The sequence below is a fragment of the Pontibacter sp. E15-1 genome (genome assembly GCF_022601975.1).
Taxonomy (GTDB): Bacteria; Bacteroidota; Bacteroidia; order Cytophagales; family Hymenobacteraceae; genus Pontibacter.
In genome coordinates this window covers 155,177-168,675 of the sequence record NZ_JAKVIR010000009.1, presented here as the reverse complement: position 1 = coordinate 168,675, position 13,499 = coordinate 155,177, and the positions used below count along the sequence as shown (strand labels likewise).

General features: G+C 52.0%; 12 protein-coding genes and 1 tRNA gene. 2 read left to right on the top strand and 11 right to left on the bottom strand.

Annotated features, from left to right (window positions below; translation table 11 throughout):
- Positions 1-834: 834 nt before the first annotated feature.
- The 5 genes from MKJ04_RS08285 to rpmH all read right to left on the bottom strand — a co-directional run bounded on the left by MKJ04_RS08285 (position 835) and on the right by rpmH (position 4,479).
- Positions 835-1,347, bottom strand: coding sequence for a DUF2480 family protein (locus MKJ04_RS08285; protein ID WP_241641120.1), 513 nt, complete (start codon positions 1,345-1,347; stop codon positions 835-837).
- Between the two features lie 14 nt (positions 1,348-1,361).
- Positions 1,362-2,054 (bottom strand): tRNA (adenosine(37)-N6)-threonylcarbamoyltransferase complex dimerization subunit type 1 TsaB, encoded by a 693-nt coding sequence (gene tsaB / locus MKJ04_RS08280; protein WP_241641119.1) that lies wholly within the window; start codon positions 2,052-2,054, stop codon positions 1,362-1,364.
- 134 nt (positions 2,055-2,188) lie between these two features.
- Positions 2,189-3,838 carry a S41 family peptidase gene (locus MKJ04_RS08275; protein ID WP_241641118.1) on the bottom strand — a complete coding sequence of 550 codons (1,650 nt, stop codon included), beginning with the start codon at positions 3,836-3,838 and terminating at the stop codon, positions 2,189-2,191.
- A gap of 30 nt (positions 3,839-3,868) precedes the next feature.
- Positions 3,869-4,270, bottom strand: a complete 402-nt coding sequence (locus MKJ04_RS08270) for a ribonuclease P protein component (protein WP_241641117.1) — start codon at positions 4,268-4,270, stop codon at positions 3,869-3,871.
- Between the two features lie 47 nt (positions 4,271-4,317).
- Positions 4,318-4,479 (bottom strand): 50S ribosomal protein L34, encoded by a 162-nt coding sequence (gene rpmH / locus MKJ04_RS08265; RefSeq protein ID WP_115566561.1) that lies wholly within the window; start codon positions 4,477-4,479, stop codon positions 4,318-4,320.
- 162 nt (positions 4,480-4,641) lie between these two features.
- Here rpmH and MKJ04_RS08260 point away from each other — a divergent pair, with 162 nt between their 5' ends.
- Positions 4,642-6,357, top strand: coding sequence for a M61 family metallopeptidase (locus MKJ04_RS08260; RefSeq protein WP_241641116.1), 1,716 nt, complete (start codon positions 4,642-4,644; stop codon positions 6,355-6,357).
- Positions 6,358-6,599: 242 nt separating this feature from the next.
- Here MKJ04_RS08260 and MKJ04_RS08255 read toward each other — a convergent pair whose 3' ends face one another.
- From MKJ04_RS08255 to MKJ04_RS08235, 5 genes are all read right to left on the bottom strand, one after another.
- Entirely contained in the window at positions 6,600-7,838 is a 1,239-nt protein-coding gene (locus MKJ04_RS08255) for an NAD(P)/FAD-dependent oxidoreductase (protein ID WP_241641115.1), read from the bottom strand.
- 141 nt (positions 7,839-7,979) lie between these two features.
- Entirely contained in the window at positions 7,980-8,177 is a 198-nt protein-coding gene (locus MKJ04_RS08250; protein WP_241641114.1) for a hypothetical protein, read from the bottom strand.
- 244 nt (positions 8,178-8,421) lie between these two features.
- Positions 8,422-9,345 carry a PfkB family carbohydrate kinase gene (locus MKJ04_RS08245; protein ID WP_241641113.1) on the bottom strand — a complete coding sequence of 308 codons (924 nt, stop codon included), beginning with the start codon at positions 9,343-9,345 and terminating at the stop codon, positions 8,422-8,424.
- A 153-nt stretch (positions 9,346-9,498) separates the two neighbouring features.
- Positions 9,499-9,575: transfer RNA gene (locus MKJ04_RS08240), tRNA-His, on the bottom strand.
- A gap of 360 nt (positions 9,576-9,935) precedes the next feature.
- Entirely contained in the window at positions 9,936-11,270 is a 1,335-nt protein-coding gene (locus MKJ04_RS08235) for a dihydroorotase (RefSeq protein WP_241641112.1), read from the bottom strand.
- 164 nt (positions 11,271-11,434) lie between these two features.
- Between MKJ04_RS08235 and MKJ04_RS08230 the strand changes: the two genes are divergently transcribed.
- Positions 11,435-12,787: a DEAD/DEAH box helicase gene (locus tag MKJ04_RS08230; RefSeq protein WP_241641111.1), complete on the top strand. Its 1,353-nt coding sequence runs from the start codon at positions 11,435-11,437 to the stop codon at positions 12,785-12,787.
- Between the two features lie 96 nt (positions 12,788-12,883).
- On the opposite strand, the gene MKJ04_RS08225 is transcribed toward MKJ04_RS08230, so the two are convergent.
- Entirely contained in the window at positions 12,884-13,330 is a 447-nt protein-coding gene (locus MKJ04_RS08225; protein WP_241641110.1) for a hypothetical protein, read from the bottom strand.
- Positions 13,331-13,499 lie beyond the last annotated feature (169 nt).

The following is a 13,499-nucleotide window of genomic DNA, read 5'->3' as shown; positions in this document are numbered from 1 at the left end:
TTACCTTAAATTTCTGTCTCAATCAATCTCTCAAAGAACTTGCCGAAGAACTACTTCCTTCGTCTGACACCCATACTGGAGTGTGGTTGTGTTTCCGCCGGAGCCGTTCGCTCTTTTGCGGGCTGCAAAGGTAGTGAATGTCTCACTCAGTTTGCAAATGTTTTCTCAACTTTATTTTCAGCGCCTCTTGCCCTGATAGTCTCTCTTTCCCAAGCGGGATGCAAAGGTAACAACCTTTTCCCTTTCCGCAAGCAATAAAAGAAAGTTTTTTTCGGGGCGATCAGGGTGTAAACCCTGTGTTGCGAAGCGGGCTTCCTTCTGTAGCGGGGTGCAAAGGTAAGCCCCTTTCCCGATCAAACAAGCGGCAGGCGATAAGTTATTTTTAAAGCTCCCTGCCCCTCCTCTCACCCTCAATCCCCGACGTTCCTGCTGAACCGGGATGCAAAAGTAGGGGAAAAACGCCGGCTTGCAAGCGGCGCCTGCAAATAAATTGAGTGAAAAGGGCAGGGAAAGCAGTAAGTGGCTGATTTCCTGAATCAAACGGCTTAAATATTTTTAGAGGCCGATTCAACTCTACAGGCTTTTCACCCCTTAGCTCTCCCGGTTGGGCATTCCAAACTGTTTGAAAAAGCTTCTATTGCTATACAATCATACCTGCTCGCAATGATTCAGATGTGCTTTAAACCTTTTGCTGACTGTGATCATATAAGCATGGCACGTTTATAAACTAAAAAAACAGATTCCCTGAATCCGCTTTGCTACTTCTTATATCTCTTATATACTATACCCCCTTAAACAGAAAGAGCAGAAAGTCTACCTTCCTCCTCTTGCTGTTTATACTGCTTTTGGCTTCTTATATAGCGGTACCGTGCTACATGGCTCCCCATACATCAGGCTACTGGTAACCGGGAGCAGCTTCCGCATAATCTCGACATATGCGTAGGTAGGGACAGGAATGCTGCCGCAGCCTTTTATCACCACTTTTGCATCGCGGTATTCCTCGGGGTCTACCTTCGCGATGGCCTCTTGCATTAAGGCTTGCTCCAAGGCCTCCAGGTCTCCGAACACATAGTAGTTCGCATGATTCTGCAGTTTTGAGCCCAGCAGCATATAGGCCCAGGTAGGCACAATGGCATCGGCGCTGCAGATGATCGCCACATTTTTGCCATCATATGCAGACCAATCGTTCTCCTTTACAAAAGCCCGAAAGTCTTTCTCCTTTAAAATGAGCCCGTGGAACAGGTTTTCCTTTATGTCATATACCACACGCTCACCTGGATGCAACAGTTCCTCCAGGTTTAGGGTAACCAGCGCGCTTTGCGCTACTTTATTTATTAACTCCGACATAGTTTTAATTTTATCTAGTGCTTTCTGCCTGCACCTGTTATATAAACATCCTTTAAATAGAAGGGTTCATAATACGCCACATCCTCAAAGGTCTTTTGCACATACTTATTAAAGGCCAGCATCCCGATAGTTTTTGCCGAGGGCAGGATATTATCCACAAACAGCGCGTTCGGGTTGCCACCTACCAGTTCTCTGAACTTCTGCGCCCCGCTTCCAAAAAAGATAACCGGCTGTGTGGCTAACTTGTTTGCAAAGGTCTGCGCATCGAGCACGATGGGCTCAATGGGGCTCACTTCCTGCAGTTCGCTGTTGAGCAAACAGGTATAAACCTCCATGCGGCGCGCATCCAGCATCGGGCAGAACAGGTACCGCTCCGGATTTGGCGTAGCGGCGATCACCTGCAAGGCTAGGCCATACAGCGTTGACACCTCCAGTAACGGAATATCCAGCGAAAAACACAGGCCCTTCGCCGTGGAAGTGCCGATGCGCAAGCCGGTATAAGAGCCAGGCCCCCCGGAAACGGCCACAGCACTGAGGTCCTGCAAGGTCGCGCCACAGTTCTCCACCAACTGCGAAACCATGACGGTGATATGCGAGGAGTGCGACTTTTCTATTTGCAGTTCGGAAGCACCCAGCAGCAGCTGCCCTTTAAACAAGGCGATGGAACATACGGTGGTAGACGTTTCGAGGGCAAGTAACAGCGGCATGAGGGTATAAATAAGTCCGCTACAAAATTAGCGGAAACCGGGAAGGAAGCAAAATAGCAATCGGTGAAGCCGACCTGAAAGCAAAAGAGGGTGACACAGGAACTGCATCACCCTCTTTTGCCTTGTTGCCTTTGCTATTTTGCTTTTAAATAGGCGTTATATTTTTGCGGGTCGTTCAGCACCTGCTTGGCGGCCAGTATGGTTGGGTCATCATCGAAGGTGGCCTCTACATAGCCTTTCTGCAGGTAGTAGCGCGAGGCGATCTCGGCCTCCAGCACTTCCCTGATTTCTGGCTTAAAGCGCCCCATATCGTTTGCCTTGTTGTGCGAAACCTTTTTCTTAATCGCTTCGAGCTCTGCCTTGATGTCGTCGTAGTGCTTGCCCTCCTTGGCACGTTCCGCCACGTCCTCCAGCTCACTTTCTATACCTGTGCTGTAGGATACGTCTTTGTTGGCCAGGAAAGTGACGAACGTTTGGTACTCATCGTCAGTGAGCTCGAACTTGGTTGCTGCCGGAATGGTGGGATGCTCCGCCTTATACTTGTTGGCATACTCAAAGAAATGCCCTTTTGCGGCAATAGCTCGCGTAATGTCAGCATACTCCTGTCTTTCTACAGTTACATCGGGGCTCACACCGCCGCCATCGTACACCACCCGTCCGTTTGCGGTTTTAAAAGCGACGCGCAAAGAATCCGGGATCTTGCCCACACTGCCGTCCTCGTTGCGGTGCGCGTAATCTATTGCCTGGATGCAGCGTCCGCTCGGGATATAGTACTTGGCTGTGGTTACTTTGAGTTGGGAGTTATAGGAAAGCGGGCGCGTGGCCTGCACGAGCCCTTTGCCAAAAGTGCGCTCCCCTACCAGCACGGCACGGTCGTAATCCTGCATTACGCCGGCCACAATCTCTGAGGCCGAGGCGCTGCGCGAGCTGGTCAGAATCACGAGGGGCATTTCTTTGTCCAACGGCTCATCCAGCGACTTGTAGGTCTTGTTCCACTCAGTCACTTTGCCCTTGGTGCTCACAATGTCTTTTCCCCTATCCACAAACACGTTCGAGATGTTCACGGCTTCGTGCAGCAAGCCACCGGGGTTGTCGCGCAGGTCGAAAATGATTTTCTGGGCACCCATCTCCTTCAGCTTCTGCACAGCCGCCCTTACTTCTTTCGAGGCGTCCACGGTGAAGCCGGAGAGTTGGAAATACCCGATCTTATCGTCCACCATACCATAATAGGGCACATTGTCGACCATGATGTTGGAGCGGGTGATCTCTACTGACCGGGACTTCGACTGGCCATAGCTGCGAACCTCCAGTTTAAGGGGCGAGTTGGCCTGCCCTTTCAGCAGTTTGCTCACATCCGAGGTAGACTTGCCGGAAACGGCCACGCCATCCACCTTCAGAATCTCGTCGCCGATTACAAGTCCCGCCTTTTGCGCCGGCGAGTTCTCGTATGGCATCTGCACCACCACCTTTCCGTTTCGATTGCCGATGATCGCGCCAATGCCGCCATACTGCCCGGTGGTCATGGTGCGGAAGTCCTCTATGTCGTCTTCAGGAATGTAGTTGGTGTAGGGGTCGAGCGACCTGAGCATCGCGTCTATACCGGAACGCATCATTTGCGCCGGGGGCACATCGTCCACGTAGTAGGTGTTTACCTCTTTGAATAGCGTGGCGAAAACATCGAGGTTTTTGGCAATTTCGAAGTAGCGCTCAGACTCTGTCTTAAAGGAAAACAGGCCTAAGGCCAGCATGCCGATCAGGAGGCCGGCTATAGACTTCTTATACATAATTTCAGGGTTAGGTGGGCCGCAGCAAGACTACTTAGTCAAACAACGCTCCAAACCTGAAATTAGTTTTTTCTGGATAGAATCAAAGGGTTTTTTTTCTTTGCCAATATAAAGGATGCCCAGCAGATGGGGGGCCTGCGCCGGGTTTTGGCAAAGCACTTGCTTGTTTAGGCGATACGCCTCCCGTATTTGCCGCTTGAGGCGGTTACGATCGGTGGCGCGCTTAAAATAGCGCTTGGATACAGAAATGAGCACCTGCGTTTGGGCAGGCGGCGCATCTTGCGGCGTGTGATACACGAAGCGCAACGGATACAAATTAAAAGAAGAACCCTTGCTGAACAGTAGCGCGATGAGGCGCTTACTACACAAGCGTTCTTCTTTCGAAAATGTATGAGAAAACGGCTGCTCTGCTTGAGGCTCGTCAGCTGGCATCTGCATCAGCGGAAACGACAATTAGCGCAGCTATCCCTTGTTAGGAATTAAGCCGCCTTATGTCTTTTTTCGTCAGAAACAGATATTCTCTTTCTGCCTTTGGCTCTTCTGCTGGCCAATACTCTTCTACCGTTAGCGGTCTCCATTCTTGATCTGAAACCGTGCTTGTTTCTTCTTTTTCTCTGAGAAGGCTGGAATGTTCTTTTCATCGTCTGCCAATGGTTTTATTATGGCCTGCAAAATTAGGGAACCTTTTGTAAATTAGCAATCCTATTGGCTAACATTCTGCAAAAAACTCCATCAATTGCCCTCCTGCACGCGTCACGGGGGTTAAAGCATACAATTTAATTGATTCAACGCACCTCTCCGGCATGATAAACTACCGCATTTCCTTCAGCAACCCGCTCACGCACTTTGTCGACATCACGATTACCATACCCTATAACACGGAACCCGAGCTATACCTGCAGCTGCCCGCCTGGCGCCCCGGCCGCTACGAGTTGCAGCACTTTGCCCAGAAACTGCGCGATGTCACCGCCAATGCCAACGGCCAGCCGCTCCCGATCCGGAAGGTAACCAAAGACAGGTGGCTGGTGCAGGCAAAGGATGCCGAAACCGTGGAAATCCGCTACAGCTTTTTTGTGCGGCAGATGGATGCCGGCGGCTCGTGGCTGGACGAGGAGCAGTTATACCTCAACCCCATCAACTGCCTGATGGCCGTGGAGGGGCGCGAACTGGAGCCCTGCCTAATGCAGCTAGCCATACCCCGACACTGGACCATCGCCTGCGGCCTGCCCCAAAAGGAGAAGCACGTGCTGGAAGCCGACAATTTTGACGCCCTGGCCGACAGTCCGTTTATCGCCAGCGGCAGCCTGCAGAAGCAAACGGTTGAGGTGGCTGGCATTCCCTTTCATGTATGGCTGCAAGGCGACTGCCAACCGGACTGGGAAAAGATAGCGCAGGACTTTGCCGGCTTCACCAGTGAGCAACTGGAGGTATTCGGAGACTTCCCGGTGCCGGAGTACCACTACCTGAACGAGATACTGCCCTACCGCTTCTTCCACGGCGTGGAACACAGCCACTCCACTGTCATCACGCTGGGGCCGGGCGAACTGCTGATGCAACCGAGCCTGTACAAAGAGTTTATCGGGGTTAGTTCGCATGAGCTGTTCCATACCTGGAACATCAAGAAGATACGCCCCAAAGAGATGCAGCCGTATGACTTTGCACAGGAAAACTACTTCCGGACGGGGTATGTGGCCGAGGGAATCACGACCTATTACGGCGACTATATGCTTGCCCGAAGTGGGTTCTTCACCACTGAAGCATACTTTGCAGAACTGAGCACCACGCTGCAGCGCTATTACGCAGACCATGGCCGCCACCATCTCTCCGTCGCCGACTCTTCTTTCGACCTTTGGCTGGATGGGTATAAGCCCGGCATACCGGACCGAAAGGTATCCATCTACGTCAAAGGCGCGCTCACGGCCCTGCTCCTGGACCTGCAACTGCGCGAGGCAACCAACAACAGCGCTTCGCTGGACACGGTGATGCGCAACATGTGGGAGAAATTTGGCAAGAAAGGAATCGGGTATACCGAGCAGGACTATGCCCAACTGGTGGATGAGGTGGCTGGGCAATCGTTCCAAACCTACTTCGATGACTATATTAATGGTACCGCACCCTTGGAGCCCGCATTGGACGAAGCCCTGCACTTTGTGGGCTGCACCCTGCAGAAGCAGGAAAACCCATTGCTGTACGAAGGCAGGTATGGCTTTAAGATTTCCCAGGACCAACCCACCAAAGTAACAGCGGTGGCCCCGGACGCTCCGGCCAGCCAACTGCTGCGTATAGACGATGAGCTAATAGCCCTGAACGACCGCAAACTGGAGAACAACCTGCAGCAACTGCTTATGCTCCGGCCCGAGGCAGTAGAACTCACGCTGTTCCGGGAGAAAAAGCTGCGCACCGTCACCCTGCAAGCAGATGGCAAAAGCCATTACAACAAATACTCGATCGGGAAGCGACCCGATGCCACAGCAGCCCAGAAACAGAATTTCCAGCTTTGGCTGAAGCAAGAGTTTTAGAGAAGGACGTTAGATTTTTTTAAAAGGACGCTAGATTGTAGACGTTAGACACAAGACTTTCATAATTATACTGTCATCTCGCCCCTCGGGAAATCTGAGTGATTTTATACCTAGGACATTCTTCCAGATTTCTCACAGCTGCGCAGTCTCGCTTCAGCTCTTCCCTCAAGAGTAATCGAAATAAAAAAAAATCTAACGTCTTGTGTCTAATATCTTGTGTCTCTAGTTAATGTCTTGTGTCTCTAATTAAAAAGCAGTTTGAAGTAAAACGACGGCTGTTTGAGGCGCTCGCGGAGGTCGAGGTCGTTGAACATGCAGGAGATGGTTTCGGCGAGGGCCTTGTTTTTAGATGCTTTGGAGGCAATCTGGTTAAAGAGCCACGGATAGTCCAGCAACTGCTGCATTTTCCGGCTCAGCTTCAGCTCTTTCCAGAGGCGGTTATACACGGCAGCGTCATACCCCTTCAGGAAAGCTGCGGAGAAGTTCTCCTGTTGCAGGCACTGCGCCGCCTGCTCGGCTGCCCAACGGCCACTGATCATGGCATTGCTGATGCCCTCGCCGGTAAACGGGTCGATCAGGGCTCCGGCATCGCCCAGCAGCATGTAATTATCGCCGGAGATGCTTCTTTTCTTTGAGCCCAGCGGTAGGCCATACCCTTTAATGTCGTCAACCAACTCGGCGTTGGCAAAGCGCTGCTGCAGTTCAGGGTGCGTTTCGATCATCCGCAGCATCTCTTTCTTCAGGTTCACTTTCTTCTTGCGCACAACGCTGCTCAGCATGCCCACCCCCACATTGGCATGGCCGTTTGGCAACGGGAAGATCCAGAAGTAGCCCGGAAGGAAGTCTTTGAAAAAATGCAGCTCGATGAAGTTATCCTTATCCAGCCCCGCCACATTTTGATAATAGGCCCGCAGGCCCGCACAGAAATGCGCTGGTTCCTGCTCCAGTTTCGCCACATGGCGCGTAAACCCCGACTGCGCCCCGTTAGCCACCAGCAGGAGTTTCGTGTGCACCAGCGGCTCCCCGCCTTTCCCCGACAGGATAAAACTGCCGTCTGCCTGCCGCTCATGCTTGGCGATGTCTATGCCTTCCAGCAGCTGTACTTCGGGGCGTTGGCGCACCTGGTCTACCAGGAAATTATCGAAATGGATGCGCTTGGAGATATAGCCTGCCGGCGTGTCTTGCTCGGGAGTATAGTTATACTTAAACGGCACACTCAGCTTCTGCCCTCCCGGCGATATGAAATGGATTCCCCACGAAGGCAGCTGCTCCTCGTGCTGGCTAAACAGCGCGGGCAGGTCCGGGGAAATGCGGCGTAGCTCATTCACCACCTTGCCGCTCAGGGCATCGCCGCACACTTTGTCGCGCGGGAAAGTGGCCTTGTCGATCAGAAGGGATGGAATGCCTTTGTTGGCCAGGTGCAGCGCGGCCGTTGCGCCGCCCGGGCCTGCCCCCAGTATACAGATGTTGGTTTGGTACATGCAATGGTGAATGGACGAAACGAAAGATAAGGATTTACCACCTTCGCCACACCCCCGGGCATAACAAAAAAGGGAAAAGGACCTGATCGGTCCCCTTCCCTTTTCGTTTTCATAGCTTTTATTCTGTGTGTGGTAGTGGTGCTATTTGTCGTTCGGCGTGTTGTTGCCACCCTTCGCTAAGTTGCGATTCGGGTTCTGAACTTTGGTATCGCTATCATTTAGCACATTGCGAGGCGGGTTATCATCGATATTGCCCATAGGCTTTTTAGGGTCCACCTCGTTAGGGTTATTCTTGCTTAATTCATCTATGTCCTTGCTGTCTTTGTTCTTGATGCTCATAATCCAATCTCCTCATTAGTTTATAGGTAGTTTTACCTTGCTCGACTTGTTTTTGTTACAATTCAGTGCAATTCATTTTAGAAAAACTCAGGCATTCAGAATTCAAATTTTTATATATACCATGCGGGTGCAGAGGCTGAAACCAGGGCACTTATACCCCCATCCGAACGAGCCAGCGATTCCCGCAAAACAAAAAAGGGAAGCCGAAGCCTCCCTTTCCATTATACCGTTTCCTACTGCTGATTTAGCGCAGCTCAGCGTCAAATTGCACCAGGTTCACAAACTGCTGTACGCGGTTCTCGATCTCATCTTGTGTCAGGGTTTTCAGGCGCTCCGTCCCGAATTTCTCCACGCAGAACGATGCCAGCGCAGAGCCATAGATCACGGCGCGTTTCATGTTGTCGAAGCTGGTGTCGCCGGTGCTGGCAAGGTAACCGATAAAACCGCCCGCAAACGTATCGCCGGCGCCGGTTGGGTCAAACACTTCCTCCAGTGGCAACGCTGGCGCGAAGAACACCTTCTCCTCATGGAACAGCAGGGCGCCGTGCTCTCCTTTTTTGATGATCAGGCACTGCGGCCCCATTTCCATGATCACCTTGGCGGCTTTCACCAAAGAATATTCACCGCTTAGCTGGCGTGCCTCCTCATCGTTGATCGACAGCACATCCACCAGCTTCAGGGTCTGCTTCAGCTCGTCCAGGGCAATGTCCATCCAGAAGTTCATGGTGTCCATCACCACCAGCTTCGGGCGCTCAGTCAGGCGCTCGATCACGGTGCGCTGCACCTGTGGGGCCAAATTGCCCAGCATCAGGTACTCGCATCCCTGGTAGCTTGCCGGAATGATCGGGTCGAAATCGCCCAGCACATTCAGCTCCGTCACCAGTGTTTCGCGGCTGTTCATGTCGTTAAAGTAGCGGCCAGACCAGAAGAAAGACTTCTCGTTCTCTTTCACCTGCACGCCCTCGGTGTTGATGTCGAGCTGGTGCATCAGCTGGATATGGTCCTGGTCGAAGTCGCCGCCTACCACAGACACCACGTTTACAGGCTTTACAAAATAAGAAGCCGACAAAGAGATATAGGTTGCCGCACCGCCTACAATTTTATCTGTTTTCCCGAAGGGGGTTTCCAGCGCGTCAAACGCCATCGAACCGACTACTGTTAAGCTCATATTTTTAAATTTTGAATGACTGAATTTTGAATGACTGAATAATGAAAGGTGCAAGAAAAGGTATTGGCTTTTATACCTGCCAACTCTTAAACGTTGCAATCCTTTAACAATCAACCTAAAACAAAAAGCCCTTGAAGGTTTGCTTCAAGGGCTTGGGGTGGAAGATGGGGCTCGAACCCACGACCCCCAGAATCACAATCTGGTGCTCTAACCGACTGAGCTACAACCACCGTATTCTCGTTTGAGTGTGCAAATATACGGATGAAACCGTACAATGCAATACCCTGACGCATATTTGGTCAAAATTTTCTTAGCCGCGCATGGGATTTAAGGTAACAGCTTAGGATATAGACCAGTTCTGCTGCAAGCAATGGGAACAGCGCCATAGTCCATTTTGGCAGATGCGTCTCTACACTGCTCTTCCGGGCTTCTTAGCCCGGAAGCTTTCTGGTGGGGATTTCCTAATCCCCGTGGTCCTGCAAACGCGGATTAGGAAATCCGCTTCAGGAAAAATTTCGGATTTAGAAATCCGAAACAGCAGCAACAGCAGACTGCGTTTGACAAACTGGCAAGAAGTTTAGGCTTCCACCTTACCTGTCAAAAAGCATTCTCTCCCCTTTTTTGCTTTCGTCGAAAGCACCGTTTGCAAAAGCCAGATGCCCGGATACGATGGTATGGGTAATGCTGCTGCTGAAGGTATGGCCCTCAAACGGCGACCAGTTGCACTTGTAATAAGTATTCTCTTTGGTCACGGTATAGGGCTTGTTCAGGTCCACCAGCACCAGGTCGGCCCAGTAACCCTCCCGGATATAGCCGCGCTCGCGCACGTTGAACAGGATGGCTGGCGCGTGCGCCATTTTCTCTACCACCTTCTCCAGTGTCAGCTTGCCCTGCTTTACAAACTCCAGCATCATTTGCAGCGAATGCTGGATCAGCGGCACCCCAGACGGCGCTTTTTTATACTTGCCCTGCTTCTCGTCCCAGGTATGCGGGGCATGGTCCGTGGCGATCACATCCAATTTGTCTTCCAGAAGGCCTTTCAGCAGACCTTCTTTGTGGCGATGCTCTTTTATGGCCGGGTTACACTTTATTAGTGTTCCGTATTTATCGTAATCGTCCTTGTCGAACCACATGTGATGCACGCAAAGCTCCGCCGTGATGCGCTTCTCCGCCAGCGGGATGTCGTTGCGGAACAGTTTCAGCTCTTCTTCGGTGGAGATGTGCAGGATGTGCAAGCGCGTGTTATGTTTCTCGGCCAGTTTCACGGCCATAAAAGACGACTTGAAGCAAGCCGCCTCGTTCCGAATCTCCGGGTGGCACTTTATGGGAATATCCTCTCCGTACTTCTCCTCATAAATAGCCATGTTGTCGCGGATGGTTTGCTCGTCCTCGCAGTGCACGGCAATCGGCAGTTTTGCCCTGGAGAAAATCTGCTCCAGCGTTTCCTCGTTGTCCACCAACATGTTGCCCGTGGAGGAGCCCATAAAAATCTTGATGCCGCAAACGGTGTTCGGGTTGGTGAGCATCACCTCGGCCAGGTTATCGTTGGTGGCCCCCATATAGAAGGAGTAATTGGCGAGCGAGGTTTCTGCGGCGATGTCATACTTGTCCTGAAGCAGCTCCTGCGTGGTGGCGTTCGGCACGGTGTTGGGCATCTCCATAAAGGAGGTGGTGCCGCCCGCCACGCCCGCGCGGGCTTCTGTTTCTATGTTTGCCTTGTGCGTCAGGCCCGGCTCCCGGAAATGCACCTGGTCATCGATCACGCCGGGCAGCAGGTGCAGGCCAGTCGCGTCGATGGTTTCGTCGGCCTCGGCGGTGAGGCCCTGCCCTATCTGCGCAATGCGACCGTCTTTTACCAGCACATCGGCCGTGGTGATACTTCCTTCGTTTACAAGTTGCGCGTTTTTGATCAGGATGGATTTCATAGAATGTATTTGTCTAAGCCACTTCAGCACGTGTTATGCCGATTATACAGCGGCTAATATAAGGGTTATAGGGCTCTTTTACTGCCCTATAACCCGAGAGTTATCCCGCAACCACAAAAAAGCCGTACTTTTGTAGATCAACACGAAGTATAATTTTGATTCCCATGGCCGAAGAAGCAGAGAAAGAAATAACCACGTTCGAGGATTTTAAGCTGAACAAACAGTTGCTGAACGCCATTGAAGAAGCCGGCTATACCAAGCCCACACCCATCCAGCTGCAAGCCATACCCCTTGTTATGGCAGGTCAGGATATTTTGGGCATCGCCCAGACCGGTACCGGCAAAACCGCTGCTTTCCTGTTGCCGCTGCTCATGAAGGTGAAGTATGCACAGGGCCAGCACCCGCGCGCGCTCATTATTGCGCCTACCCGCGAGCTGGTGATGCAGATAGAGGAACACATTACCCTGCTGGCCAGGTATACCGACCTGCGCCATACCGCCATCTACGGCGGACTTGGCCCTAAAACGCAGATCGAGAACATCGGCAAGGGCATCGACATACTGGTAGCCACGCCCAAGCGCCTCATGGAACTCTACCTGAAAGGCGACTTGATCCTGAAAGACCTGAAGACGCTGATACTGGACGAGGCAGACAAGATGATGGACATGGGCTTTATGCCGCAGATCCGCCAGCTACTTGAGGTGATTCCGCGCAAGCGCCAGAACCTTTTGTTCTCTGCCACCATGCCTGAGAAGGTAGTGGAACTGTCGGAGGAGTTTCTAGAGTTCCCGACGCGGGTTGAGGTAACGCCGCAGGCTACCACCGTGGACAAAGTGAGCCAGGTGTTATATCAAGTACCCAACCTCCGCACCAAAATTGAGCTGCTGGAGCACCTAATACAGGACGCCGAGAGTCTGAACCGCGTCATCATCTTCACCCGAAGCAAGAAAAACGCGGAGAGCGTGTCGAAGTTTCTGGAGCACCGCGAGTACGGCGAGGTGCGGGCCATACATGGCAACAAGGGCCAGAACACCCGCATCAACTCGATGGAGGCCTTTAAAGGCGGCGATATCCGATTTCTGGTGGCTACCGATGTGGCTGCCCGCGGCATCGACGTGACCATGGTGAGCCACGTGATTAACTTTGACGTGCCGTTTGTGTACGAGGACTATGTGCACCGCATCGGGCGCACGGGCCGGGCCGAGCAGGAGGGCGCCGCCATCACCTTAGCTAACGAGGCGGAGATGTACCACATCCGCAAAATAGAAAAACTGATCCGGATGCAGATCCCGCAGTTGCCGATGCCAACGACGGTGGAAGTGTTTAAAACGCCATTTGAGGAGCAGCAGGAGATCGCGAAGGCCATCGACCACCAGAAACGCCAGGACAACCCGGACTTCAAGGGCGCTTTCCATGAGAAAAAAGGGATACCGAAGGGCAAGCCGAAGAAAAGCAAAGGCGACCCAAAGGCCTCTTTCTGGCAGAAGACCAAGAAGAAAGGCAGCAAGCGGAAGTAAGGTTTGTTCTCATCAGAGTACCATACCATACAGGGATATACATGAAAAAAGGAAGCTGTACAGCTTCCTTTTTTCATGTATAAATAGTCTGTCTCGCTAAAAGAACCTGGAGGCCAGATGCCCGAACTCAAACACCATAAAGGTAAGGGTCAGGCTCCAGAACAGCGAGCTCCAGAGCATATGCATATAGATGTGCCGCCGGGGAGCGCCCAGCAAAGCGGCTACAATGGTTCCGAATATAGGCGTGAGCAGGATTGGTGTGAGGAAGGCTACCCCCGAAACGCCGAAACGTTTCCAGACCCGCACAATACGGCGGTTCTTTGCACAAAATATGGGTTTCTGTCGCGACTTGCGCCGGCGAGACAGCCACTGGGAGGCCACGTTACCGATCAGAGAGAAAATCACGACGCTCGTCATCATGCCTGCCATCGTCAGCAGCACCGTCTCGATGTAAGACAGGCCGAGCGAAATACCTGTAACCGGCCCTCCGAAAAACTTCACCATGCTGATCAGGTAGACCGACAGATATTTTATCACTTCCACAAACATGATTTAAAATTGTATGCTATTGTAAACAGTAACCTCCAGCTTAGTATATACGCAGTCGGCACTTGCATGATTTATGACAATACCAATAAAATAACTGGCTTAACAGAAGAATGAGCGCCTGGCAGAAGGCTCCCGTGTAACAGGCCGCTTCGGCTATTAGTTC

Excerpts from the sequence above, each read along its gene's own strand:
- MKJ04_RS08260 (WP_241641116.1), top strand. The coding sequence starts at position 4,642 with ATGATAAACTACCGCATTTCCTTCAGCAACCCGCTCACGCACTTTGTC.
- MKJ04_RS08255 (WP_241641115.1), bottom strand. The coding sequence starts at position 7,838 with ATGTACCAAACCAACATCTGTATACTGGGGGCAGGCCCGGGCGGCGCA.
- tsaB (WP_241641119.1), bottom strand. The coding sequence starts at position 2,054 with ATGCCGCTGTTACTTGCCCTCGAAACGTCTACCACCGTATGTTCCATC.
- MKJ04_RS08250 (WP_241641114.1), bottom strand. The coding sequence starts at position 8,177 with ATGAGCATCAAGAACAAAGACAGCAAGGACATAGATGAATTAAGCAAG.
- MKJ04_RS08230 (WP_241641111.1), top strand. The coding sequence starts at position 11,435 with ATGGCCGAAGAAGCAGAGAAAGAAATAACCACGTTCGAGGATTTTAAG.
- MKJ04_RS08245 (WP_241641113.1), bottom strand. The coding sequence starts at position 9,345 with ATGAGCTTAACAGTAGTCGGTTCGATGGCGTTTGACGCGCTGGAAACC.
- MKJ04_RS08270 (WP_241641117.1), bottom strand. The coding sequence starts at position 4,270 with ATGCCAGCTGACGAGCCTCAAGCAGAGCAGCCGTTTTCTCATACATTT.
- rpmH (WP_115566561.1), bottom strand. The coding sequence starts at position 4,479 with ATGAAAAGAACATTCCAGCCTTCTCAGAGAAAAAGAAGAAACAAGCAC.
- MKJ04_RS08275 (WP_241641118.1), bottom strand. The coding sequence starts at position 3,838 with ATGTATAAGAAGTCTATAGCCGGCCTCCTGATCGGCATGCTGGCCTTA.
- MKJ04_RS08235 (WP_241641112.1), bottom strand. The coding sequence starts at position 11,270 with ATGAAATCCATCCTGATCAAAAACGCGCAACTTGTAAACGAAGGAAGT.
- MKJ04_RS08285 (WP_241641120.1), bottom strand. The coding sequence starts at position 1,347 with ATGTCGGAGTTAATAAATAAAGTAGCGCAAAGCGCGCTGGTTACCCTA.